Here is a 25,553-nt window from a genome sequence, read left to right as displayed (position 1 = left end):
GTTATCTCAAAGGCTGTGTCCGAAGTTCACTCGTTTCACTCACTTCCACTGCTATGTCAGTGACCGAATTCGGTAATCGTTCCTCTAACCGGTCTTCAAGAATGATGCCCATCACCTCAGCTGTCGGAGGATGATCAAGAACTACAGTAGCATCTCCGTCTCCGCTCTGCTCGAACGCCTCGATAAGTGGATCACCCCGTTGGAGAAGGAATTGATGGTCCCATTCGTCAACAATATCGGTCACAGCACCTTTGTCCACGACCCAGCCTTCTTCCCTCAATTTACCAGTTACCTCGACTGCGATCTCGTAGTTGTGCCCATGTGGTCGACTGCACTTCCCTTGATGATGGAGTAACCGATGCCCAGTACTGATACGGATTGGGCGGTCCGACCCAATCGACAATATCCGTTCCTCATCAGTAAGCGACGACAGATCATGTCTATGTTCGCTTGGGACAACCTCAGGCATACTCTAGTATTATCTCGCATTCACTTATAGGTAACTGCCGATGGAAAACTAGAGTTTTTCTTCGTGCTCAAGTCTCCCATGGCGCTCATCAATATCATCCAGAATATCAAGCGTCTTGCGCATAGATGCGCGAATCGCGTCACTACGATTGACGAACTTCCCTCCATCTCCAACGTGCTCATCAAGATCATCAAGCAGCTCCTGTGGAACATCGACGCTGATTTTCGGCATATCGTATAATACCTGTGGAATACTATGAACCTTGCCTGCCCATGGAACTCAGAAAGCAGTATCCAATTAGACAGTGACTGAGTCCTGAGTTTGATGTAGTAATCCTAGTAACTACTCACGAAGACCGCTGTCAAAGGCTGCGAAGCGCCTAGGCGAGTTAGGTGGCGTGGTCGAGATAGAGGTCAGAGTTTCAATGAGTAATTAAGAGGATTATGTCGATTATTCTACTGTCGAAAAGGTACACCTAATAGGTGGCGATAGCACGCCTGCGGTGTCGCTCAAAGGTAGCCCAGTCCATCTAGTTGCTCCTTGACATCCCTAGCCGTCCGAACGTGCGTGTGCCCTTCGGTTCGGTAGGCCTCCTTGAGGTCCGGTGTGCCGGTCACCCCGCTCGCCGGTGTCACATTCTCGATGGCTGATCGGACGTCGAGTACGGTATCGGCGCTCTCGGGAATCCCCTTATGGGTCGCACCAATGAATGCGTCGGGAGTATGATGACCCTCCCGGATCCCATGATCCGAGACACATACGACCTTATCTGTCTCTAGCAGTGCCTCCCGAAGTTCGCGCGTCCAGTCGGCAGCCAGCCGATAGCTTCGCTCTTGCCACCCCGGCGCTATCTCGCCGGCGATGGGTGCGAGGTGCCCGACAGTGTCAATGAACCCAAGCCAGACAAACACTAGATCGTACTCACGCTGGACTGCCGACCGGACGATGCCGAACTTCCGGGATGCTTCACCCGCAAGCAGTTCCTCAAGCTGCGGGACCAACGCTGCCAGTGCGCGACTGCGCCCGCCGCGTTCGCCGGCCCGCAGAAATCGCTCGAACTCCCGACCTCGGTCGAAAACAACATCGAGATCGTAATCGCGCGTCACCCGGTAGTTCGGAATTGCAATCGGTCTCGCTGTACGACCGTCAAACACCGTCGAAATGTCCCGCGTTCGATAGTAGTCCGCAGAGAGGAGACCGAGTTTTGCGCCGCGACCTTCAAATCGTTTCTCGAGCGCCGCCCGGAGTCGCCGCGGTGTGGCTTTCCATACTGTCTCGCCAATCGCTTCGAATAGCGGGTGATTCGGGGCGGAGTCCTCATCAGTAGCGATGTGGACACCGTGCTCATTCGGCGGTCGGCCGGTGATTATCGACGGCCACAGTTCGTAGGTGTGAGGCTTGCCGAGAATCGGGTTGTCGAACGTTTCGAGCGGCGAGTAGTGTGGACCGAACGCTTCCGTGAGATCGTACTCCTCCACGAGAGTGCGATCGAGCCCGTCCCAACCGAGGACAACGGTCGTGCTAGTCATAGACACGGATTTCCCGGAACAGGACTATTACTGTTTTGCCTGCACGACTCCCAAGGCGAAAAAGACGCCGGATTCTCGCGGTTCAGCAATAGAATGCTCTGTGTCCCATCTATTATCGACCTTTCTGTTCTTCAAATACGAGACTTGGTGAATCTATTAATACGCGTGAGTTGGCCTCGTTGGTACTCAACTGTTCTCCAGAATCTGCAAGTGGTGTATCCCTCCTCACAGAATGATAAAGGAATATAATACAAAGAAAGAAGGCCGTTCAGAACAACGTATTTGTATAAATGTATCCGATCTAGTTGCATTATTAGCTTCCACCAACTAAGACCCACAAATTCGGTTATCTCTTCATGGTATTTCGCTAATTAGCTAAGATAGAGTTTGCTGCCGCTTAGGCGACGTTGCGACGGGGGGGAACCGCGCCTTCCTGGCGCACAAGTTCATCTACTAGTTCGCGATACAACCTGTTCTTGGTCTCAGCGTATTCGGAGTCATTCCACCGGTTATGGAGCTCCTTAGGATCCTTATTGAGGTCGAACAGTTCGCCGTACTCTTCGCCAGCATAGACAGTAAGTTTATATCGATCTGTGATAAGAGTCCGCGCACGCATTCCGAGATAGTCCTCGTCGTTTTCAATTACGACCGAGCGCTCCATCTCGTCGACTTCACCAGTCAATAGTGGAGCGAGCGAACGGCCCGCCCACGAAGACGGATCGTCACGATACGAGGGCTCGTAAGCCGCATGTGGTGAAGTCACGTCACAGCAGTCGAGTAGGGTGGGCAACAAATCCGTATGGCTACAAGTAGTCTCGATGCGTTCATCCTCGACGAACTCGTCGGGCCAGCTCCAGATTGCCGGCACGTGAAGCAAACTCTCGAATTGGAAAGGTCCCTTTCGGAGCATCCAGTGGTCGCCCATCATTGCACCGTGGTCCGAGAGGAAGATTACTATGGTGTCCTCGCGGAGCCCCTGAGCTTCAAGCGCATCCATCACTCGACCAACCTCATAGTCGATATAGCTCACCATTCCGTAGGTCTGGGCAATGAGTTCCTCAACAGAACCTTCATCGACCTCTGGACGCGGATCGGTGTAGAGGCCTTGGAGCTGGAAGAATTCACCTTCGTAAACGTCGTTGTAGAACGGTGGCAGATCCTCGAGTTCACCCTCGCGCCGTGCCGGTGGTGACACGTCCGCTGGGTCGTACATCGATCCCCACGGTTCGGGTGCGGCGTAGGGGTTGTGCGGGTCGGGGTACGAACACCACATAAAGAAGGGGTCGTCTTCGTCGGCTTGCTCTTCGAGGAAGTCGATGCTCCGGTCGCTGATCCAGTGGTTATAGTGGGCCGATTCGGGGAGTGACCACTCATCGAGGACTTGGAAGGTATTCCCGCGGGTGTTGTCAGGATGGGTGAAATCGAGTCGGTCGTAGGCGTCCGGATGGGTCTCCCGAAGCCAATCTTTGTACTCGCCAAAAATTTCGTTGACATGCCCACCAGTAAAGTCCGTAGTATCGAATCCGTAGTAGGACTCTGGTAGTTCGTCTATTCGCCCAGATTCCCAGACTTCTCGAGCCTCAGGGAAGGCTTCAGGATCATACTGAAGCTCAGAGAACTCCGTCACATCAAGTTCCTCAAACATCCCCGCTAACTGTCGTTCGAGTTCCGCTGAAAACGCGTCCCACTCTGCTTCTGAGAGGCTGTCAGCAGGCCAATCTTCAACAGTATTTTCGATAGCCTCACGAAATAGAAGTGCGGTATCGGACCACTTCGGGACGTGGATTGCTTCAAGTACGCGGGCGAGCGGGCTCTTAGCGCGGCCGGAGAACCCCTCGTGGGATTCTCCAGACGTGCGGCCCTCGCTGAAGTCATCGGGACACTCTAGCAATTCGTGGAGCACGCCGCTGAGAGTATCTCGGAGCCGCTTGGCAAACGGGGTGTCTGCCTGGGTTGAAAGTTCGGTCATTATGTGAGCAACCTGCTGAGGGACCGGAAGAGTATAGAGATCGAGGTGGATCTTCCCCGCTGAGTGTGTACGGTAACCGTCTTCCGAGAGGAGTTCGGGGAGGGCAGGAATATCCCGTGATAGTGCAACGCCATTCGACCGAACTCCGTGTTGGTGAGGGTTCTGCCCAGTAAACATCGTAGACCGGGCCGGTGTACACATTGGGTTGTTCGAGTACATTCGATCGAACGTCACCCCGGTTTCAGAGAGTGCGTCGATATTTGGGGTCTCGACGAGGTCATTACCAGTACACCCCAAGTGGTCATATCGGAGCTGGTCACAAACGAAACAGAGGACGTTCGGCCTATCAGTTGCCGCCATGTAGCAAGGCGGACCCAGGGTGTGGATTAAAGGTTGGTGCTTTTGGTATCCCTGTTTCAAGCGGTAGTCTCTGCAACCATTTGATGCATGGAACGCCGAACTGATTGCGCCAGATAAGCTACCAGACGACGCTCGGGGGCTACCGAGAGAAGTACGACAGTCAAATTCACTCTATCCCACCGACCTCTGCGACGACCCCTGCGGCATCACCACCTGGAATCCCTGGGAGTGAAACCGAACCGTAGGTCCCCGCTCGGAAGCGCGTATCCACCGCGTTCACGCTTGCAGCCCGAACCTCGAGGAGGACCTCGTCCACATCGGGAACTGGCCGGTCTATCTCATCGACTTCGAGGACATCCGGCCCACCATACTCGTGGTAGCGAACGGCTCGCATACTCCTCCTTCGAACCCGACCAGCAAAACCCTCCGGGCACGGGTGACACCTTTCTCATAGGCTCACGGTAGTGGTTTGAGGTTTGCTCGCGTAGACCCAATGTGCTCAGCCTGCGGTACTTCGTGTGTGAACAGTGCGGGACGGTCTACGCGTCGCCGGACGAGCCACCCAAATGCGACGATTGTGGTGAGCCGTCGCTGAGAGAGATCACTCACGAACTCCACTCGGACACATACTTCACGCGGTGAGAGTACTGATATCGGTCGTTTCGCTACCACGAGAAGGAATTCCCGTCTTACCAAACGCTAGTTCACATGGCGCGCCGAATGTTTGGTAAGACCTTGAGGCCACAGGAAAATGAAGATGTGTGAAGATCGCTGATTCTTTAAGTGCTTCTGGCGACAAGGTGTAGATACGAGGGAGGAACGCGCTGGCTTCTCGGCGGAGAATTACTGCACGTAGCCACGACTTTCAACTACGAGCAGGCAGTACTGGCTGCGTAATGACCGACGAGGACAGATCGAGTTGTGGACCAACCGATTCATACACCATCCGGCACGTCACCACCATGTTCAGTAGGTCTGCGGTGGCTGCTCAAGAATTTCGAAAATTTCTCGGGCACGATATTCCTTGTTGCGCCCCTTCCCGGTCACTTCTTCCAGAATTCCTTCGTCGACGAGGTCGTTGATTACTCGTGATGCCGTCGGTTGCTTGACGCCAAAGAGCCGTTGAACAGTCTTGCTTGTGACGTAGGGCTGTTCGAAGAGTTTCACGATAAGTTGGTTCTTCGTGTACGACTTTCCCCCATACTCAGCGTCGTACTGACGCTTGAGGCGGGCCAGCGAGAGCGTTCGGTCGACGGACTCGTGGGCCTGGCGAGCGACACCCTCGATAAAGAACGATAGCCACACTTCCCAATCGCCATCGTATCGAACGGCCTCCAACCGGTCGATATACGTCGGCTTGTTTCGATTGAAGTACTCACTGAGATAGAGATTCGGGCGTTCGAGGTAGCCAGCGTCGTACAACTGGAGCGTGATGAGAAGTCGGCCGAGACGACCATTGCCGTCGCCATATGGATGGATGGTCTCGAATTGGTAGTGGAAGAGTGCGACATCTACGAGCGGGTGGTAGCTCCCGCCAGTTCTGTAGTAGGTGAACAGCCCATCCATTAGGCCATCGACCTGATCTGGAACGGGTGGGAAGAACTCACCGATATGGTTCGGTGTCGTCTTGTATGCGCCGAGAGTATCGGTATCAACGCGGTCGTCTGGAACGCTCGTAAGAAGGGTCTCGTGGAATTCGTGCAATCGTTCGACGGTCAAGTCTTCGCCTCGGTCGAGTGCCTCGATACCATCCTTGATAGCGTCTTCGTAGTTGAGGACTTCCTGCGTGTCCTTCGTTTGGCCCTTCGTGGATTCGACGCTTATCTCGTCTTCACCGGCGTCAAATGAGCGTGTTTCGAGGCTGTAGAGAGCATCGTAGTCAACGTCGGCACCTTCGATTTCAGCGGATTGCATGGCTTCCTTACGGAGGAGTGAGGTGTAGAGTACTGGCGGGAAATCGAGTTCGAGACTTATTCCACTGAGTTTCCCTAACCAGAACGTTGCGTCTGAGAGCGTTTCATAGAAGTCGGGTCGGAGAGCGAGGTCGCGGGATGGCGGCAGCGGAGCAGGCTTGTAGTACGACCTCCGTCCGTACGAAATGAGTTCACCAGGAGCGTTAGAATCGAGGTCTGACTGTTGCATACATACTCAACCAGTAGATCTCCCCGAAGTATTAATCCATTGGTGGTAAATGAATAGATAGATGGTAGGAATCGGCTGTAGATGAATTTACCTACAGCAGATGAATCTCATGAGGTCATATTGTGTTGGTAGATACAGCTCACAGGGACGGTCGGATAATTGGGCACGCTGACCGCTCTATTTCAGAAACAGACTAGCTTGCCCTCACAGAATTCCATCGGTCGGAAGGTGTGAAGTCGTGGTCTTCAATTCGATTGCCTTACCAGAGCGATTCACCGTCTTCTATCGCCGTCTGGACCCTCGAGATGGTTGCAATCTCGGTGAGTCCCTCGGTGTCGATCGTGAACTGACTTGACGGTGTCCCGGAGGCGTAGGTCTTTTCGACCCGTGGTTCGCCATCCGTTGGGTTGTTGAGTGCGTTGAGGACATCGTGAGCACCATCCCGATGCATCACCACCCAGAGGGCATGGTCCGGTTCACACGCCGCCATTTTATCGAAATCGTCCGGAACGGACGTATACCGGTCGTTGTTGCTTCGTTCGGCTTCGACCGCCACGACGACCTCGCCATCGGCATCCAGGGCAACGAGATCGAGGATATCGCCCTCAGTCTCATAATCGTTGAGTAGTAGGCTGTACGCCCCGGTCGTAGACTTCTCGCGAGCAAGCCCGAAGACTATCCTCGCCAATACCTTTTTAGATTATGGATTACTCTAGTGAATACAGAATGAGTACGTCGAATCGATTACTAAACGAACGAGCGAGTGAAAATCATGTATCTCCATTCTTCGAGGTAGCAGATAATGGTGGGCTACTAGCGATCGACCCCATCGAACGCCATCGCTATACGCTGTCGACACCAGAAGAGGTATTTCCCGAGCCGGCTACGACGGACGACTTTCAGTTTCCCGTCGATACTGCTACTTCGATCACCACTACCGCCATCTCGCTACCGAGGGTTATCTCAGTACACATCCGCGATGAAGACGGGTCACCAGTCTGCAAAGCGAATCATTTCGCCTATGAGGAACTCCCAGTGGGTGAATACACGGTCGAGTTACACGCACCCATCAAGCTCTACCTTCGGGTTGAGAGCGCCATCACACTGAGTGCGACTGCAGAGAGCATGACCATCGAATTCGATGGGCCCACGGAGGTCGTAGTGGGGGCTCGCTCATATCACGATCAACCAGCGGCGACAGTCACGACCACAACGGACCCTGAGGATCTGATGCGAGTAATTTCGGCATTTGGTTCGGCCCTCAAGACAACGAGTTCGGAGCGCTCGTACCCCACGCTCAGAGGTCATCCACCGATGGTCGAAGTAGGCGATGAACTCGATCTCGCCGGGCTGGAACCACCCAAGACCGGCGTTGCTATTGAAGTCCCGCCGGACTGTCGTTCAGTATTCCTCGTTGCATCACTGGCGTACTATCTCGGTGCACGAGTGGTTCCCGGTGACGAACCTCTCTTACGAACCGAGAAGGGATTCGAATACAGTCTGGATGGGCCAACGGGATTCGAGCAGACGGTCGAACGCACGCTGAAGCAGGTCTTCTTCCTCGATTGTCTCACCCGGACTGAGGGGCTCTACCCTATCGAAGTCCACGAACGACGTATGCTGGAAGCGAAGATCGGTCTCGATTTCCCTACGTTATACGACACCTCGCTAGCCGATCAGCTCGAAGCCTACCTCGCCGTGCCGTTCGAGACGCTCGAGGACCATCTTCCGGAGTGGAAGCTCACCACTCACGTGAGCCCTACTGCTTCTAGTGTCGAAATGCTCCCGTTTGCCGTCAACGACCTCGCGACGATTCGGTGTGAAGATCCAGAACCCGCCCCGAATCCCGCGATGGCTGGGGCCGTAGAAAGCGGCGATGTTGCGATATCCGAAACAGCCAGGAGTGAGGGCTTCACGCGGAGCGCGACTTCGAATAAGGGAGTCCAGTCCGAGGATCCGTTTGTCGAACCTGAGCCGGATGAATCACTCGAACAGATGTGGGTTGGCGAAGGGACACCCGTAAACGCAAGTAAGGGGTCCGTTGAGGCTTACAAGCATCGCCTTGCCCGTACTCCGACTGACGGTGAGATCGGTATTACCGTCGTCTGCAACGACGCGTCGATGGATGAAGAGCGAGATTTCATCAATGAAACTTACGGTGAGCGCGATGAGCTACCCTTCGATATCACTGTTGAACGCGACCTTACGGTCGAGCAGCTCAAAGCGGTACTCTCGACCCAGAGTGACTTTCTTCACTACATTGGACACGTCGACCCCGAGGGGTTCGAATGTGTGGATGGAAAACTCGATGCCACGACGTTGGAATCGGTGGGTGTGGATGCCTTCTTACTCAACGCCTGTCAGTCCTACCGCCAAGGGATGGCACTCATCGAACATGGTGCTATTGGGGGTATTGTCACCCTCACGGACGTCTTGAACTGCGAAGCCGTAACGATGGGTCGGACGCTCGCACGCCTTCTCAACTCCGGGTTTCCGCTGCGCCCTGCGCTCGGGATCGCTCGTGAGGAGAGTATCATTGGGGGGTGAATACCTCGTTGTGGGCGATGGGACTCTCTCAGTCGCACAAACCGATAGTGGAACAGCAAATCTACTAGGTATAGAACGGAAAGGCGAATCATTCGATTTGACGATCAAATCATATCACACCTCAAGCACTGGATTGGGGACACTAGTTGCACCACATCTCGATGACACCGAATATCATATCTCTACTGGAGAAATTCGAGAGCAGGACCTTTCTCAGAACGAACTGCTGAATTTCCTTCCACTATCGGATGCTCCAACCAAGATTGATGGGAAGCTACATTGGAGCTCCCAAATCGATGCTGACGATCTGCAGGGTTAGGGACCTGAGATGAAGCTGGTATGGCTCGCTGCCACGCTCCCGATCTGGGATAGCAGGACTGTTAGGCCGAACAGCGTGCCGAGGGTTTTCGGGTGGCTTTGCAGGTACGTCCGGAGGTCGTCATTGTCGGACATGACATCCTATCCAATGCGCGCAACTGATATGAATATTTTCGAATAGTTATTACATGAATTGAATTGGTTTTTCTATCTGAAACATATAGATTTCCGACGATGGTTCGTGATATATCCAGGGTAAGGTGGATTTTCTGTTTGTCAACCCAGTCTTGGAGTAATCCTGATGAACCTATCGCTGGCACACCTAAGAAGGTCAGACTGTAGGCGAACAGCAGGCTACCGCAGCTCTACGTGGGATACGAGCGGAGTACCAGTAGCCACAATAGAACGATCAAGCCGCTCAGACTGACAGAGAATCTCCCTCAAGAAAGGAACCCGATCGAGTGAAGAAGTAGATGTTGTTCTTTGAGAAATGAGCTACGAGACCTTCTTGAGGAGGTTCTCCCAGCAATCCGAACACACCTGCTGATTGAGACAGTATCGATCGACTTCAGTTTCCTCAGCCGTTATCTGTTTTGCGGGGCGTGTTCTGTCTTCAACCCTGAGAACGACCTTATGCCGTGGCCGCTCCGCAGATACAGGCTCGTCGCATAGGGGACACTCACTCATACTATGGTAGGATGCAATACATATACTTAAATATTTCATAATATTTATTTTTGAACATATAGTCTGGAGCCTCGGGGTTTGAGGTGAGAAGCTCCGACTAGTGCTGATAGTGTTCGCTGGAAAGAACCCTGCAAGCGTCAAACAGATATTTACAAGCGTAGGGTCCAAACCTCGTGTATGAGTACCACAACCAAACCTGCTTACTTCGATGTCTACAAAGATGCCCCTAATAGTTGGGGCTGGCAATTCATCAGCATCAACGGCACTATCCTCGCTGAATCACGTCAAGATTATACATCCGAACAGGCCGTACTCCGTGACTTACGGACTGTTCAGGCGAACGCCTCAAGTGCTCCTGTTGAGCTTCCGGATGAGTAGTTTCTACCTGCCAATCCCCGCTTCATTGGTATCGGGTTGAGGTGGATACAACGAAAACTGGTACTGACCGTAAATTGGTAGAACTCTTTAAGCGATTATCGCAGAGAGCCGAGCAAGCAGGGTAAACACTATTATCTTTGATGTAGTAATGATCGGTATGAGCACCCGATCCGCATCACGGCAATCGCGATGTCTGAAGTGTGGGTTCGAAGCGGATTCCGGCAGTGACGAGTGGAATCGAGTTGATGCACCACCGTTCCGTAGCCTTACACAGTGTCCGGAGTGTGGCAGCACCGATGTTCTCAGTCGGTCATGAGGCTAGCGGCTGTTCTGTAACCTCCAGTATATCACTTGGTTGACCTTCTGTTATTGCGTCTCTTGCACTCCAGCTGACAACGAGTAGATTCGACGACGCAATGTCGTTGATTCGTAGTGTCGAGATGGATATTTAATTATCACCACCTCTTTATCGTACTCTCAAGGGATTCGTTTCGGTATTCATTGGTAACCAGGCGGATCCCTTCCTCAAAGGTGATTTGCGGTTCCCAGCTGGTTTCGGTAGTCATCTTCGTAATATCGGCCATGGTATCGTGAACGTACACATCCTCAGGAATGGGATTCTCGACATGGTCGGGCTCGATATCGGTCCCCAACTCGTCGTTCAATAACTCAATGATGGTGTTGAACGAGTAGCTCTCTCCGGTGCCGAGGTTGTAGATCCCGTCGAGGCGTTCGTCGGCGGCGATTTCCAGCCCACGAACGATATCCTGCACGTGTGTGAAGTCGCGGGTCTGCGTTCCGTCACCGTAGAGAACCGGTGTCTCACCGGTAGCGAGGCTGTCGGCGAACTGAGCAATGACATTCGCGTACTCGCCTTTGTGCGCCTCGCTCCCGCCATAGCCCTGAAAGACGGAGAAAAAGCGCATCCCAGCACAGGTCATGTCGTGGAAGTTCGAGTAGTACTCGGCGTAGCGTTCACGGGCCAATTTGGAGGCTTCATAGCCCGTGTTTGCCTGGACGTCCATATCCTCTGGAGAGGGCTCGGTCCGGTTTCCGTAGATCGAGGAAGTGGACGCATATACCACGGTTTCACACCCCTGGTTGCGTGCTTGCTCGACGACGTTGACGAACCCCTTGACGTTGACACGGGCGCCTTGTTGGGGGTTCGCTTCGTGCATCGCGTACGAGGAGAGCGCAGCGAGGTGGAACACGACATCCACATTCGTGGGGAGATCGTCGTCGAGGACACTTGCCTCCACGAACTCTACCTTATTGTTTAGATTCTCTTCGGTGCCGAGGTACCCGTTGTCAAGGGCTATCACGTCGTTTGACTCGGCGAGATGGTTGGCGAGATTCGAGCCGATGAAGCCCGCGCCACCAGTTACGAGAACCCGTTTCCCGTTCATAGGTGTATTTGGTACTGGCTCTCTCTGTCTTAGCTATTCAGTCAATGAGGATTTCATTTCGCTATTTCGGTCCTCTGAATGCGGATTCCCCACTTGATCGCAGCGCGTATTCGACGGTCGGTGACGTGGATACCGACGGCTCTGTGTATAGGGGTATCGTCGTTCGTGTCCGTATCGGGCGAAATATCTATCTGGATCTCGGATATATACCCGTAGTTCCGGTGGAGATGCTCACAGCCGCCGACAAATCGACCATTGCCGAACCCACGTTCTCAAAATATGAGCAAGTAGTTCGGGCCAAAGAGCTATTGTACACGACAGTGGTGCCTGAACATCTAGACTATTTGTACACACATACACAGGTAGTTCCGCTGGAGTAAGATCTACCCGTGGAGGATCCGTGTGGCCGATGAGTGCTCTCGATCGCGCATACCGCCGCAGTGTCCTTTGGAGGAATAGGGATGGACCAGTACCATTCGCGTCAAGGTAGAGTTCTCGTCCAAGACCACCACCAAGACCTGCCTGCTAGCTCAGATCGGACGAGTAGCGGCCCACGACTCGTAATGGGTTCGGGTAATCAGTGCTCTCTGTAAGGGGAGATCATCTTCCTTCGATCGTGGGTGATAGGGGTGGAAACTATGCGAGCGGAAAAATCTGCTTCACTTTTCCCATTTGACTCCCATACTCGCTGATCTCGAATGCCTCTGCGTGTTCTATGGTGTGGCCGACCGTGCTCCCGTACTGTGTGATGAGTGATTCACGAAATCGTTCCGCGATTTCGGTCGTCACCGCCACTTGATTTACCCCACCGGCTTTGAGCCACTCCAAACGTTCATCGGCAGCTTCCGGTACTGAATCCAGGTTCCCCTCATTGGACGGAAGCCATTCGTACATCTGTGATTCGTGGCAATCGAGCATCGCGAATTTGCGGTCGATGACCTCGTCGATGCCAACGACAACGTCCGGTGAAAAGGCGTACGGGCGACTGAATTCATCGGCGAAATACGCGAATACCGGGTCTTGACATCCTCCCACGACTTCAGTCGTGGGATTCCTTCGCCGGGGTCTCGGGCACCGGTGCCCACCCCGCGAGGGCAACTTATGGGTTCGTGCGCGCTACTTTGGGACGATGAGAGCGTGGTGACTCCAGCCACTTTTGGCTGTCCCACTCGTATCGCACGGGCCGTGCCATCGGCCTGAATCGCTTCGTCGCCGCGTGTCGCTGCAGGAACGTTTCGGACGCCACCAGATCTGCGTGCCCCTCGAAACCACACTCGCAGGTGAGCGTGTCTCGGTGCCGTGTCGTTCGGTCGGTCGAACCGCACTGCGGGCACTCTTGCGAGGTCCACGCTTCCGACCGTTCTTCGGCCTCGATCCCGAACTCCTCGGCAGTCGTTTCAAGACGGTCGATGAACGCGCTGAACGCCCAGAAGTTGTGCGTCTTCGCGTTCGCTCGCACCGACCAGTGAGTTTCGAGAACATCCGTGAGAGCGCCGACGTACACTGTCGCCACTCCCCTGGCGTGCAGTCGCTCCATCAGGTCGCGGGCCATCCCCTCCATCGCGTGATCCCGGCGGGCGGTCCGCTTGCGATAGAGGCGGCGGATACGGTGACTGCTGTACCGTCCCTCGGGGAGTTTCGATTGAAGGCGTGCGATCTCGCGCGTCGTCTCGCGGAATCGCTCGAACTCGTCACGCCCGGCGTACAGGAACTGTTCGCCGGTCGTGGTGGTACAGGCGACGAGATTGTTCGCGCCGATATCGAGGGCAGCCGATTCGTCGGCTAGTGGTGTTCCGAGACGGGGGTGAGAATCGTCCACCTCGACCGGCTGATAGGCCCTGTATCGGTCGCGCTGTTCGTCGTACTGTATCTCCAGTTGTCCCTGCTCGCCGTCCCATCGTGGCTCGCCGCGCACTTCGAGGCGAAGGCGTCCGGTGAGGTCGTATTCGTCCTTCAGGTCCTTGCCGACCGGGATTTCGAGGCGCGAGCGGTCGCCCCACTGGATCGTGTACTGGTCGTTGCGACCGAACCAGTGGAGTTCACGCCCCTCGTCCTCATTGCCCCAGTAGCCCGGTAGACCGGTATCGTCCTCGTCCGAATCAAAGAACCCGCGCCACGCCTGACCGGATTTTCGGATGGCCTGTTGTGCCGAGGCGGAGCCGAGGACGCCGACGTACTGCATGCGGTAATCCTCGGTGTCCCATACGGATTCGCCGTCGAAGAGGTTCTGACGCCGCTCGTAGGTGAGTTCGTTCCACAGCGAAGCGGTTGCGTCCATCACGCGTCGAAGCAACTCCTCGTCCACCTCGGACATCGGAACCACCTCGAAGGTGTTGGTCCGCCTCATGGGATCCATCCTTGAGCACAACATACAATAATCTATGGTTTGTGTTTGGTCATGTGGTGACGAACATTCACATCGAGGTGCCGGATGAGGATCAGTATGACCATCTGAAAGAGGTAAAGGACAAACATGGGTTGACGTGGCGCGGGATGCTGGTTTGTGCCGCCGACAACTTAGAAGACGGATGAGGCCCGGTCTGGTGTTACGAAGTGGCGCTCAGACCCACGACTGAAGTCGTGGGCTTCCGCTTGCTACCGGTCAGTATCACCAATTAAAGCCGATACCATCGAGTGAGGCGAACAAGCCAACCTGAGTATGCCGAATTGCGAAAACTGCGATGGGTTCGTTACTCAACAATATGTTCGTGTATTCGCTCCGACTGGAATGGACACTGTCCAGATCTGTCCTGATTGCCTTGACATGCTTTGGGACGGTGGCGACGTTCGCGAAGCGAAATCGAAGCGCCGGAATTAGCTCTCGTCGATAGCATTCGACGCTTCATTATATACCTCCTGTCCGAATTTATCTAAAGGTTCGAAAACGAATAGTAGGGTACACCGCCAATTATGCCGACATTCAGTGAGAGATCCGCTACTAATCGTCGGAAAGGGGGCTTGTAGACGGGGTTTCGAACGATGGAAGGCGGGACTCGATTTCCTTGCGTTCGCTCTCCAACCAGTCGGGGAGCGCGAGGTCCGTGCCGAGCTCGTCCTGGCTCTGATCAACGCTGAAGCCGGGTCCCATCGTTGCGATCTCGAAGAGGACACCACCCGGTTCGCGAAAGTAGATTGATTTGAAATAAACCCGATCGACGATATCAGTAACGCGCAATCCTTGGTCGATTAGATGATCGCGCCACTGCTCTTGTTCGTCAGTGTCCTCGGCCTTGTAGGCAATGTGGTGAACAGTGCCAGTACCCATCTGCCCTCGTGATCGCTCCGTTTCAACGAGGTCGATGATAGAGCCTGGACCTCCGGTGGCGGACCGATATCGATGCCGCCCATCCTCCTTGGCCTCGAATTCGTAGCCAAGTCCCTTGGTCAACACGTCGGCAGTCGGTTCGATATCATTGACACCGAGGGTGACACTGTGAAAGCCGCGCAGTTGGTGTTCGTTGGGAACAGGGCTCTCCTCCCATGGTTTTGCCTCGGGTGCATCGTCCGTGGCAACGAGCGCAAGCGTGATGCCATCAGGATCGTCGAACTCAATGACGGTCTCGCCGAACTGTTCGGTCGGTCCTTCGATATCGATATCGTGTGCTTCCAGCCGATCGAGCCAGTATTCAAGCGAATTTTCGGAGATGAAGTACGTCGTGACCTTGGTCTGTCCCGCACCGAATTGCCCGGGGCGGCCGCGCTCTCCCCAGGGGAAGAACGTGATGTTGGACCCTGGTGTCCCCTCGCTATCGCCGAAATAGAAGTGGTAGGTGTGTTTGTCGTCGTGATTGACGGTCTTTTTCAGAAAGCGCAGACCGAGCGTTTCGACGTAGAATTCGGCGTTTCGCTGTGGGTCACCCGCGATAGCGGTCACGTGATGTAGCCCCGGTGTCGTCGGTGACATTGTAGTGGCCCTATGAGGCTAAACCGGTTATATCTCTGCTAACCCTCAAAGCATCAGATAACAGCAACTTTACTACCCATTGCCTAGTCATTCTCCTATCCAGAGTTCAGTCCATTCGAACATTTACCACAGGATCTCAAGACGGATTGGTTCACTATCTCGCCCGGGCCGCACACTGTCAGGAGTGTGGCAGCACCGATATTCTCAGTCAGTTTTGATGACAGCGTCTCCCCTTGGACCAACAGACCACTATTGAGCGCTGCGCTCCACGCCTTCCGATACGAGTACTGACACACATCGTCAGTTGTTAGATTCGGCGTTGTGTTCTCTCGATCGTCTGGGTAGCGGTCTAAGGGATTTCACCTACCTGTAGCGGACCAATGCGTACACCGCGTTCGTTCCTGGAAAGATGACTCCTATCTCTTCGGTGTTATCTCACAGCTGATTCGCTGACGGGGTCTCCTTCGTGGCTACTGACGACGAGTGACACTCGTGCTCCGTTTCCAATGGTGGTTCGAGAAACATCTTCCCGTGACGGTCATGATGGAAAAACTTGATCCGGCCTTTCGAGAGCTCTTCGAGCGCTTCCGCGGCGCGGTAGACTTGTCGCCAGGCGAGTTTCTCTCCCGTTGCGGTCCGGAGGAGGGTCTTCAGTCCATCCTTCAGGACGTGGCCCCTCGGCGTTTTCTTCGCCCATTCGTCCCAGTGTTCGTAGATCGCGACGGCCCGTTCGATGGATGGCGTGACCTCGATGCCTGTACCCTCATTGCCGAGCTTCGCGACGCGTTCGATGGGAGTTAGCTCCGTGTCGCGAGCACTGGTGTCCTGACTCTGGTTCTCCGATGTGGAGCTACTCGCTTCGAGATCAGTGAGTTGGTTCTCCAGGTCGATGATATCGTCGAGTAAGTGGCTGTCCTTGACTTCGGTTTTGTCGACGCGCTCTCGGAGCTGTTCGTTGGATTTTCGAAGGTCGTGGTTCTCGCGGGCTACTGCGTGGTGGTCCTCTCGGTGTTGTTTGTGGACGCTGTCGAGTTCTGCTTGGAGTCGGTCGTTCTCGGCTTCGAGGGCTTCGACGCGTTGGAGCAACTGGGTGAGTTCGTCGCTCGATTCCGTGTCGATGGTGTCGGTGCTGTCGATAGCGGTGGCTGTGTCTGTGGGCATCGCTGTATCGGGTAAGGAGTGAAGTGGTCACTCCTGGTTGGAGGTTAGCTGGCTATGCGTCCGGACTGGTGGCTTGTTGACGAGTCTCTGGGGCCCGTGAGGCCCTCTCCGTGTTCGAACTGGCAGTGGGATGGACCTCGGCCTTGGTCCATCTTGTGAGCGCTGACAGGAGGCTAGATTCGCTCACAGTCTACCGCCCTCCTTCGGGCCACATTCGTCGAGTATCTCCACACCCTGGAGGATCAGTCCGTGCGATTGGGTTGTGACATCGGAGGTGGTGACGAGTCGCGCTGTCGCCAGCCACTCATAGCAGCCGCGTGCGGGATGTTCGATACGGCGATGGTCGCATGCGCTACAGTAGAGCCGTGTGACCGAGACGCGCTGTGCTTCGGCAGGTCGATAGGCATAGACAGTGACAGGATCTCCTTCACCGAGATCGCTCGTACATCGCTGGCAGAACGCGGTCGTGTTGATGCCGACACTCCACCCGCTAATGGACTGCTCGGCCGCCGGAGCGGAATCGATACTCATTCGACTGCCCTTAACGCGGCGATATGAATGCCGCCGGTATAGCACTCAGGAGCGCACTCGATACACCACCTATCCGCTTTCGCTTCGTCACTGTACTCCCACATATCTACCCCGCATCTGACACAGAAAGTGCTCATTTTTGCGCACCCCGCATCGCACATTTTGGGGAGCAGAACACATCATCCGCAAGGAGCGACTCGGTTCGACCATCGCCCTCCTCGGTGGGCTGACCACAGTGGTCACATCGTTCGCTTGGCTGTGCGCCTGAACAGTCGGCAGTTTCAAGACTGCCGGATTCGTTAGTTCGCATGGGCTTTCGATCCACCGTGAAGGCCTATGCTCGGATGTTGGCGCATCCGGGCGTTCTCGCATCGTAACACCCCAAGAGCACCGCCTTCACATCCATTACAACCACCTGTATAGGCAAAAGCCTTTCCAAGTGATTGTAATGGATGGCTCTCACTCACCAAACCGTTATATCTACTTACAGTGCTACCTCAAACCCTATCGATGCCTGAGCGTGATCAAGATACTGGCCGTTATACTGCGGAGTACTCTACAGCCGATTTTCTTGAGGCGATCGAAAGTCTTGGTGGCGCGGGCGGTACTCAGGAGATCGCGGATCAGGTGGACTGTATTTACGATACGGCCTACAAGAAACTCCGACATCTTGAAGATAGTGGCGAGGTCAAAAGCAGAAAAGTGGCGAACGCTCGACTGTGGTCCATAGCTGACGAATGAAGAAACCCTCTCACGACCGCTGATAACCGATTAATCTAACTTTCTTATATAAGTTCATTGTATATCGTATGTGGTTTGCGTGTTTTCTACTTCATTTTCGTTTCCGGATTATGTGATGTCTGAATAGAACCGTGTACTTAGCAAACGAATCACTTGACCAACTAGAGAAGTAAATCAAACTCATCTACAGATAACCCATGTCAGAAAGCCACTCTCTTCTGGCTTCTTGGTCTTCTTCGGTCATGACAGATTTTCTCGTACTCTGCTGGTAGTCTTCAGTCTGTACGGAAGACTCGTCAGCAAGCATCTCTTGTTGGACCGTGCCATGCATATGTTCACCTACGGGGACCCCGATCATGTGCAGGATCGTTGGAGCTACATCAATTATCGACGCGTTGAACGGCTCTGATTGTGCGTCGATGTTTGGGCCATTCCCCATCCACACGCCTTCTCGGGAATGGATGTGCCCTGTCCGTTGAGCGTTCTTCTTGGAGAACGTGGACGAAGTGATTTGAGGGTCAACGCCGACTGATTCTCCCGCCTGGAGGAAAATGTCTGGGAGATCCTCACTGTATCGGCCTCCATTGTAGAGGTCCTCAGCGAGCCATGCGTTCTTGACTGCTGGAGTGCCAGACGGTGTTTGAACTGATTTGAGGTTGGAAATGATCTCATTGGCTACCCGTCGGCGTTTTTCTCCAGAGGCGTTGATGTGGATGGTGGATGGAGACCCGACCCGTGCGATAGAGTCGGGTTTCACGCCAGGAGTGTTCAAATACGAACGGTCAAACCAAGGAGGGTCTGGATTCTCCTCGGACTCGTCGTTTAGGAGGCTCAGAACTCGATGGAGGTACTTTGTTGGAACGTGTCGCCGGGCTAGTGTTTGGCCGGTTCGAATCACTTCCCCTCCAATTCGTCCGCCATAGAGTTCCAGATACCCCTCATCGTACAACCACTGGTTTAGGTGGAAGGACCACTCAGAAGGCGCTGAAAATCCGTGGTCGCTTAGTACGAACGTGTCGCCCTCGGTGGTTTCCAATACCCGCCCGATAGATTTGTCTGCCGCTTTGTAGAAGCGTCTGAGTTGTTCCGGATGTCCCCAGAGTCGGTGCTGGAGGAAGTCTGTCCCACCGATCCAAAACATGTTGAAACCGGACTCTTCGGTCGAGAGTATCTCCATGAAGGACTCAAAACGGCGATTCAAGATCTCGATTGAAATATCTGTGACCTCTTTGGGGTTGTCGGTAGCAGGAACTAACTCCTTGTGTCGGCGGTGGTCCAACTCCTCGGCACGGAAACCCTCAATCCGCTTGTGAAGGCTAGGGGGATGAACATAGTCGCTATCTTCGCCGGGTGCAGGGTCGCCTGCGACGACCACACCGTTCGTCCGGTCCGGAGGGTAAGTCGTCCGGACGTTGACAACCGAAGAACGGATATCATGCTGACCAAGCATCGTCCAAATCCGGGGGGCGTCTATGTCATCAGCCGAGATCGTCTCGCCATTTGGCTTGGTGAACCCAAGGAATCGAGCTCCGAAGGGTCACAGCCAGTGTAGAGCGAAGGGATGGCGGGGCTGGTTCGCGACGGAACCGTACTGTAAAGCGTCCCCGAGAACCCATCTTCCATCAGCTGGGAGAGATTGGGAAGATCCCCCTCTTCAAGCAGCGGCCGGAGTACGTCCCAAGTCGCACCGTCGAGCCCAATAAGCGTGACTGAAACCATAGTTCATCGTTTTTCCCCGGCCTCAAAAACCTACTCGTAGTTATTGTGAACGCGTCGAGCTGTTCCTCGAAACGTCCGTGACGGTTAGTTCTCCGTTGATGGTTTTGTATGTAGAGCTTACCTCCATTGCGAGCTTGCATATCATCGTTTTCTCGGATTTGAGCAGCGTCCTTCCTCATGCTTTGTTGTGGTTTATTAAGCCGTATATCTCCACCACAACAAAAAAATTGGCCCCAAAAGCAAACATTCCCAGCTAGGTTCTCTCACTCTATGAGCTATCGCTATGTTGTGTCTCGTCACAAAGCAGTAACATATCCTTGACTTTCTCTTAGTCGTATAAGGACATCCGATTCTTGAGCATCCACTCATCTCGATATCCGTGACCTGAGGTCTTCCCGGCGCATTCCGTAGTTATAAGGACTATTGAAGGAACCAGATATCATACGGACCGTTTGTGTACGCCTTACTAACAGTGGGATCGTTTTCAATCTTGGTTAGGTCTGTCTGAGTGTACCCGCGTTCTATGTTTCCATCGCCATATTGGCTTTCAGTCCACACCACGTCGGGTGTCTTCGTGATGATATATTGTCTCGATCCGAACACTTCTTCGGCGGTGCCATTTCCAGTGTACCCAAGATGCTTGGGTAGTTGTCGGCTCTCCAAGAAGCGCGAAAACGCGACGCTACTTGCTCTGGCGAGATTGTTGCCTTGAATATAGAATTGCACACCACGGCTCATCCGGAACGACCTAGTCTGGATGTCGGCGTCGCGGTGTTCAAGAAACCAACTTGAACCGTCGATAGTGGTATGGGTTACTTGTCGGTTGTCTTCGTAAGCAGTCCCCGCACCCAAGAGCGCAGTAGACAGTACGACCATAATCAGGATCGCGCTCGCAATACGCGCTGTTCTGCGCTGTGAGTTCTGCGAGGCTGCCCAGAGCCCATACCCGATCAAGAATATAGAGAACAGCAAGCAAAACTGTGAGATCCGAACGGGGTTCCGCGCGAGAACTTGTCCGGCTGCCAAGGACACGCCGAACAGACCACCGGCAACATACTGTGCTGACACCATCTGAATCTCAGCGCGTTGCCGACCTCGAATTGAGCGGTAAGTTATCCACAATACGATCAGGCCACCGAAGCCCATGTAGAGCACCGCGGTCCCCCAACGAATGATGAGAAAATTCACGACGAGATCGTAGATATTTCGTCCGCTATTGGCAGCCTCCGAAGCATACGTGGCAACCCCACCCCCGGTAGCTGCACCAGTTGCAACTCCGGCGATCATGCCCTGAACCCTATCAGACCCGATCGCCCATATCGCAGCTATAACACCGATCGCGAGAGGTAGCCCAATACTCTGATTTCTTCGAGAGCGAGATAACCATGTCCAAAGTGTGTATACAGCTACCACGACGGTCATGAATAGGCTCGTCAAGGGATGGTACATCGTGATAGCAACTGCGAAGACCAATGCCACGATTTGAGAGCCAACCCCGACTGCCTTGTGTAGCGTCAATAAGAAGAGCGGAATAAAACAGATGGCGTAGAACCAAGGGAGGATCGTTATTTGGAGGTCAGCATATACGAGTGGGATAGCTGCTGCGAGGACATATCGGCCAGCTTGAACTCCAAATAACCCCCGGCCAGCCACGAAGCATCCGGTTATTAGGAGTACCGAGAACAAGTATGAGACTGGCATCTGGAACGTGTTGGCGGAGAGCCCGGTGAGTATGGAGAGTTCACTGAATAGTATGTGAGTTGCCGGATATAGTTCGTTTGGGATATGACCATTGGAGATAATATCTGAGACAACACCCAGATGGTAGAGTGAATCGGTTAGGGGTGTCCCATAGATTTCATACCCGCGAACGAGTGGGAGTGAGTATAATACAGCATATGCCACAAGGATAAGCATGAGCCCGACAGCCCATGAAATGGCTTTCGATCGTGTCCCGTCAATAATGAGCCCAATACCACCAAGGAGTACAGCGAGAAATGCAAATTTGAGGAATGGGCTATACGCGCCATGGATGGATATCTCGTACCCAGAGGGAGCAGGAGTGAACGACACAACCGTGATCACTACCGACAGAAGAGCGAACAAACTAACAGAGAAGGACCTCCTACGGGATGGCTCAGACACTAATCAAGGTAAACCCGGTCCAGACTTGAATATTACCCATCTACTGTCTGATTAGAAGACGAGTATCTCACACCCACCCGTCGTTCAAGAACTAATGTGCAACTCTATTATCGATGTCTCCGGGTGTTAGACACCTAAATTCATCCCGTCCACTGGCCGGTCATATTGGGATCTCCATGGTTGTACAACCCTATTCCACACAAACCCGGACGTCTCGATACCGATTCAGTGAGTCCCAGTCTCTATCCAGTTGCAGTGTTATCTCACACTCTCGCCTCGTCCGAGCCGCTATATTGAGACAGTTAGTACGCATACTCATACGGGGTACTGTGTTCGTCGATGACGCGATTGTCTACCAACTAAAGATCCGTGAAGCCCCTCAAGACCATCGCGTTCAATTGGGGCCCTGTAGCGGTATCTGTTCTCGGATCATTCTCTTGAAACCAGTATTCATGGGGTGCGCCGTGATTATTACACTTCTCAAGCAGTAAGTGACCGACAACATCGAACGAAAAGGGAATTCCGTGCCATCACACACGTCTAAAAGTTGTTTTAGCCGCTTGGTTCCGAGCAATCTATCTGGACCCGACAAATGAGTATGCCGGTTTGGTGGGTCGTTAAACATGCTTCCCCACCCCGACTCGATCTCTATACTCCTAGATAGCATACGATCTCAGACAAAGTCGGGTACTAAAATCCTCAAGTTCACATCAGAAGACGACTGATTCAAATATATGTAAAATTTATATTTACATATAGCCAGCAGCAATATCGATTTGAGTATCGAAGACTTGTAAAAGTATTTTGGCTAGTTCATAAATATCCAAGATCCTCTAAGTGTTCTCGAGGTGCTGCTACATCTGTTTGGGGTTCACTATGAGATTCAGTAGTGACAGTATGCTGTTCAATCCACTCTCGAACATCAAATACGCTCTTTGGCAAGTCTCCAGACTCAGTAGAAGATATCATTGCACGCCACGAATGTACACCCGGTTTCCTATCATCTGTTTCTGTAGTTTGCATACCATGATCCGAGACGATGAGCAATTTGTCGACTTTCTTTTTGAGCCAGCCTACTAGCCTATCGATCGCGTCGTAAACACTACGTAGTTTATTTGGTCTATCTGCATAGAGGTGTCCAACGTGGTCCAGAATATGAATATGGACACCTGCAACTGATACACCAGCAGTGTCCTGTCCAGCTAGCCATCCAATCCCTGAACCGGCATTACCAAGCGCCTGTCGAATAAACTCTTGTCCATTCATGTTCCCACTGTTTATCGATCGAAACCAATTTCCTTCTGTCTCCCATTCAAAACACGGTGTCAAGCCCGGCCAGTTTTTGATACTGCCGGTATGAAAAGCGTGTGAGTGTTGTGTTTGTGGAGGTTGAGGATTTTGTACCCGTTGATACAATTTCCGGAGACTATTCTGTACTGTGTCTGGAAGCAATCTGTTTGCTTGTATTGCAGCTGATTTGCCCCATCTAGACCGGTTCTCTGCATGAAGATGTATTCCGTGCTCATCCGGCGGGACCCCTGTGGCGATAGTCGGCCACACTTCTAATGTTGCTGGCAAATCGATTCCATCAGAGAATGTGCTGAGTTGGCTATGGTTGCTAAGCTGTAGGTTGCTACACCCCCATTCTTTCACAAGGGCATAATCCGCAGCGTCAATGCCAAGGACACAAAGCGTAGGATCCATGTGCGTGATACTTATACCAGGGTAATAAATCTGCTAGAAACATCTCCTGGGTTTTTCAACAAGAGAACAGAAGCGAAAATCCGAATATGATTCTCTCTTATATGGATAGGAGCAATCGCAATTTTAAAGATTTGACTTCAGGGGAATGGAAAGGGTTGGATAAAATAGTTTTGAACAAATTCTACTTGCTTCACCGTTACCGCTATTGGTCTTGCTTGCTCATATTCGGGAGCCGAGAGCTACTTCAAGAGACCGTTGAAAGAGGGACACGATTTGTTGGGGTAGGACCTGGCCAAGTGTCCTGATTGTTTCTGATCTGACCAAGGGACGCACTTCGGATAGCTCGATGGCGTGAGTGCGGAATGCTAGTATCGTGTAGACAACAAACCCAATGGGTGGAACCGCAATTAGTTGGATAATACCCTCCAATAACCACGAGAGACCGAATATTGGAATCGCTGTGAGCGCGGCTGTAGCCATAGTTCGAGAAAGTCGCAGATCAGCGGCTGGATTAAATCCAAGTGTTTGAGCAGCCCGAATATGGAATACAACCATCGAACCGTAGCCAGCACTTGTAGCAATCGCAGCCCCGGTTACTCCGTAGCGGGGAATAAGTACGAGGTTGAGAACGACGTTGAGTATTGCAGCACTACCTGTAGCTAGTAGAACGGGCCGAAGGTTTCCATGTCCTTGACTCGTCGCAAAGATTGGACGTGCCACCGCGAGTCCGAGTACGCCGGGGAGTAGGTATAGAACTGTTTCTGGCGTTCGTGAAAATCCTTCCCCGAAATATAGCGAGACAAGCGGCTCAGCCAGTGCCGCCACACCGAGAACAAGCAATAGCGTAAAGAGGAGCGTAAATCGGGCTGCACGTGATGACAGTATCGAGATACGAGCGTTTTCGCCATCGGACCATAGTCGCGATGTTGAGTGGAGCAATCCTACCTGCACTGCAGTTGGGATGAGCCAAAGGAACTGAGCAATAACGAGTGCTGCACGGTATGAGCCAGTTGCCGTACTACCGACGAGCAATCCGAGAAGTATAATATCTACGTTGTAAAGGGATGTGACGAGCAGCTTGAACACCACTGTCAACACGTTGTACGACAATAGGTTCCGTCGCGGAAATGATGCAGGTGCTATCTTCACTACTTCTGACATATCGATCTTGCGCCAGATGAAGACCAACATGAATACAACTACACAGAGATAGGCGAGTAAACGACCAATGAGTGCGCCAACAACGCTCCATCCAAGCCACACCAATGTGAGCGCGAGTAGTGCAAACAGCAGTTGCTGCAGAACGTACAGTGGCTCGGAACTCGATTCGAGGTCGAGACCCATGAGCACGCTTCGCGAGAGTTTGAACCCCGCTTGTAGTGGGACGAGTAATGCGAGAACGTAGAAATATGGCTCGTACGCTGGGTTGAGTACCAACGCGACCACTCCAAGTTGTGTAGCAACAATAAAAAGAATTCCCACAATAGCACCGAGTACGATCACTACACGGGCATAGAAACCAAAGACGTGCTCGCGCCAATTTTCCGTTTCACGTTGTTCAGCGATGAACTTCCGAGCGCTATCGAACGTTCCGGCCGAAACTACGACTACAGAGACTGACAAAACTGAGAGGATAAACGCATACTCGCCGTACGCCCCAACACCGAGCAATCGAACCAGTAGTGGCGTGAAAACAATCGTGATCGCCTGCGTGCCAAGGGTCGAACCAAGTACTGCAAGCACACGATCGACGACGCTTTCACTCATTCTATAGCGCGTATCATTTTCTGACACAACAGTCTGTGCTTGTTAAATGGTTCCAGTAGATGTCTCATTATTCGAG

Annotated in this window: 22 protein-coding genes and 1 pseudogene; 5 read left to right on the top strand and 18 right to left on the bottom strand. The window is 53.1% G+C overall.

What is annotated here, in order from left to right; all coding sequences use genetic code 11:
- Position 1: 1 nt before the first annotated feature.
- The 7 genes and pseudogenes from C447_RS17400 to C447_RS17755 form a co-directional block, all read right to left on the bottom strand.
- Complete coding sequence (locus C447_RS17400) at positions 2–469, bottom strand: 6-pyruvoyl trahydropterin synthase family protein (protein WP_007694777.1); 468 nt, start codon at positions 467–469, stop codon at positions 2–4.
- 48 nt (positions 470–517) lie between these two features.
- Positions 518–700, bottom strand: coding sequence for a ribbon-helix-helix domain-containing protein (locus C447_RS17395; protein ID WP_007694775.1), 183 nt, complete (start codon positions 698–700; stop codon positions 518–520).
- A gap of 278 nt (positions 701–978) precedes the next feature.
- Positions 979–1,998, bottom strand: coding sequence for an alkaline phosphatase family protein (locus C447_RS13330; protein ID WP_007694772.1), 1,020 nt, complete (start codon positions 1,996–1,998; stop codon positions 979–981).
- A gap of 397 nt (positions 1,999–2,395) precedes the next feature.
- Positions 2,396–4,327, bottom strand: coding sequence for a sulfatase-like hydrolase/transferase (locus tag C447_RS13325; protein WP_079255040.1), 1,932 nt, complete (start codon positions 4,325–4,327; stop codon positions 2,396–2,398).
- Between the two features lie 178 nt (positions 4,328–4,505).
- A pseudogene (locus C447_RS13320) lies at positions 4,506–4,721 on the bottom strand (alcohol dehydrogenase catalytic domain-containing protein); the annotation flags it as partial.
- A 572-nt stretch (positions 4,722–5,293) separates the two neighbouring features.
- Positions 5,294–6,469: a Fic family protein gene (locus C447_RS13315; protein ID WP_029601878.1), complete on the bottom strand. Its 1,176-nt coding sequence runs from the start codon at positions 6,467–6,469 to the stop codon at positions 5,294–5,296.
- A gap of 259 nt (positions 6,470–6,728) precedes the next feature.
- Positions 6,729–7,157 carry a hypothetical protein gene (locus C447_RS17755; protein ID WP_007694762.1) on the bottom strand — a complete coding sequence of 143 codons (429 nt, stop codon included), beginning with the start codon at positions 7,155–7,157 and terminating at the stop codon, positions 6,729–6,731.
- 38 nt (positions 7,158–7,195) lie between these two features.
- On the opposite strand from C447_RS17755, the gene C447_RS13305 reads away from it, so the two are divergent.
- The gene (locus C447_RS13305) at positions 7,196–9,016 is read left to right on the top strand and encodes a hypothetical protein (RefSeq protein ID WP_338034870.1); all 1,821 of its coding nucleotides are present in this window, start codon (positions 7,196–7,198) and stop codon (positions 9,014–9,016) included.
- Between the two features lie 315 nt (positions 9,017–9,331).
- On the opposite strand, the gene C447_RS18250 is transcribed toward C447_RS13305, so the two are convergent.
- The gene (locus tag C447_RS18250) at positions 9,332–9,469 is read right to left on the bottom strand and encodes a DUF7503 family protein (protein WP_007694758.1); all 138 of its coding nucleotides are present in this window, start codon (positions 9,467–9,469) and stop codon (positions 9,332–9,334) included.
- A gap of 729 nt (positions 9,470–10,198) precedes the next feature.
- Here C447_RS18250 and C447_RS17385 point away from each other — a divergent pair.
- Positions 10,199–10,399 carry a YegP family protein gene (locus C447_RS17385; protein WP_079255031.1) on the top strand — a complete coding sequence of 67 codons (201 nt, stop codon included), beginning with the start codon at positions 10,199–10,201 and terminating at the stop codon, positions 10,397–10,399.
- Between the two features lie 455 nt (positions 10,400–10,854).
- On the opposite strand, the gene C447_RS13300 is transcribed toward C447_RS17385, so the two are convergent.
- Positions 10,855–11,805: an NAD-dependent epimerase/dehydratase family protein gene (locus C447_RS13300; protein WP_007694754.1), complete on the bottom strand. Its 951-nt coding sequence runs from the start codon at positions 11,803–11,805 to the stop codon at positions 10,855–10,857.
- Between the two features lie 125 nt (positions 11,806–11,930).
- Here C447_RS13300 and C447_RS17750 point away from each other — a divergent pair, with 125 nt between their 5' ends.
- On the top strand, positions 11,931–12,185 hold the full coding sequence (locus C447_RS17750) for a hypothetical protein (RefSeq protein WP_152416166.1): 255 nt from the start codon (positions 11,931–11,933) through the stop codon (positions 12,183–12,185).
- Between the two features lie 256 nt (positions 12,186–12,441).
- Here the strand turns inward: C447_RS17750 and C447_RS13295 are convergent, their stop codons facing one another.
- Positions 12,442–12,840 carry a hypothetical protein gene (locus C447_RS13295; RefSeq protein ID WP_007694752.1) on the bottom strand — a complete coding sequence of 133 codons (399 nt, stop codon included), beginning with the start codon at positions 12,838–12,840 and terminating at the stop codon, positions 12,442–12,444.
- A 64-nt stretch (positions 12,841–12,904) separates the two neighbouring features.
- Entirely contained in the window at positions 12,905–14,152 is a 1,248-nt protein-coding gene (locus C447_RS13290) for an IS200/IS605 family transposon protein TnpB (RefSeq protein WP_007694750.1), read from the bottom strand.
- A 312-nt stretch (positions 14,153–14,464) separates the two neighbouring features.
- Between C447_RS13290 and C447_RS19055 the strand changes: the two genes are divergently transcribed.
- A complete protein-coding gene (locus C447_RS19055; protein WP_449404674.1) occupies positions 14,465–14,623 on the top strand; it encodes a DUF7563 family protein in 159 nt (52 codons plus the stop codon).
- Positions 14,624–14,743: 120 nt separating this feature from the next.
- Here the strand turns inward: C447_RS19055 and C447_RS13285 are convergent, their stop codons facing one another.
- Positions 14,744–15,709: a ring-cleaving dioxygenase gene (locus C447_RS13285; RefSeq protein ID WP_049904503.1), complete on the bottom strand. Its 966-nt coding sequence runs from the start codon at positions 15,707–15,709 to the stop codon at positions 14,744–14,746.
- 435 nt (positions 15,710–16,144) lie between these two features.
- The gene (locus C447_RS18660; RefSeq protein WP_007694744.1) at positions 16,145–16,870 is read right to left on the bottom strand and encodes a hypothetical protein; all 726 of its coding nucleotides are present in this window, start codon (positions 16,868–16,870) and stop codon (positions 16,145–16,147) included.
- Positions 16,871–17,911: 1,041 nt separating this feature from the next.
- On the opposite strand from C447_RS18660, the gene C447_RS17375 reads away from it, so the two are divergent.
- Positions 17,912–18,142 (top strand): transcriptional regulator, encoded by a 231-nt coding sequence (locus tag C447_RS17375; RefSeq protein WP_080505389.1) that lies wholly within the window; start codon positions 17,912–17,914, stop codon positions 18,140–18,142.
- A 184-nt stretch (positions 18,143–18,326) separates the two neighbouring features.
- Here the strand turns inward: C447_RS17375 and C447_RS13275 are convergent, their stop codons facing one another.
- From C447_RS13275 to C447_RS17365, 5 genes are all read right to left on the bottom strand, one after another.
- A complete protein-coding gene (locus C447_RS13275) occupies positions 18,327–19,616 on the bottom strand; it encodes an alkaline phosphatase family protein (RefSeq protein WP_338034872.1) in 1,290 nt (429 codons plus the stop codon).
- Positions 19,613–19,861, bottom strand: coding sequence for an alkaline phosphatase family protein (locus C447_RS18980; protein WP_080505387.1), 249 nt, complete (start codon positions 19,859–19,861; stop codon positions 19,613–19,615). The genes C447_RS13275 and C447_RS18980 overlap by 4 nt, the downstream gene beginning before the upstream one ends.
- Positions 19,862–20,281: 420 nt before the next feature.
- Positions 20,282–22,006, bottom strand: coding sequence for a glycosyltransferase family protein (locus C447_RS13270; RefSeq protein ID WP_239639186.1), 1,725 nt, complete (start codon positions 22,004–22,006; stop codon positions 20,282–20,284).
- A gap of 813 nt (positions 22,007–22,819) precedes the next feature.
- Positions 22,820–23,710 (bottom strand): alkaline phosphatase family protein, encoded by an 891-nt coding sequence (locus tag C447_RS13265; RefSeq protein ID WP_007694738.1) that lies wholly within the window; start codon positions 23,708–23,710, stop codon positions 22,820–22,822.
- 219 nt (positions 23,711–23,929) lie between these two features.
- Positions 23,930–25,477, bottom strand: coding sequence for an oligosaccharide flippase family protein (locus C447_RS17365; protein WP_007694737.1), 1,548 nt, complete (start codon positions 25,475–25,477; stop codon positions 23,930–23,932).
- Positions 25,478–25,553 lie beyond the last annotated feature (76 nt).

This window comes from Halococcus hamelinensis 100A6 (genome assembly GCF_000336675.1).
GTDB classification, from domain to species: domain Archaea; phylum Halobacteriota; class Halobacteria; order Halobacteriales; family Halococcaceae; genus Halococcus; species Halococcus hamelinensis.
The sequence above is the reverse complement of the archived record's forward strand: the minus strand, read 5'-3'. Positions and strand labels throughout refer to the sequence as shown.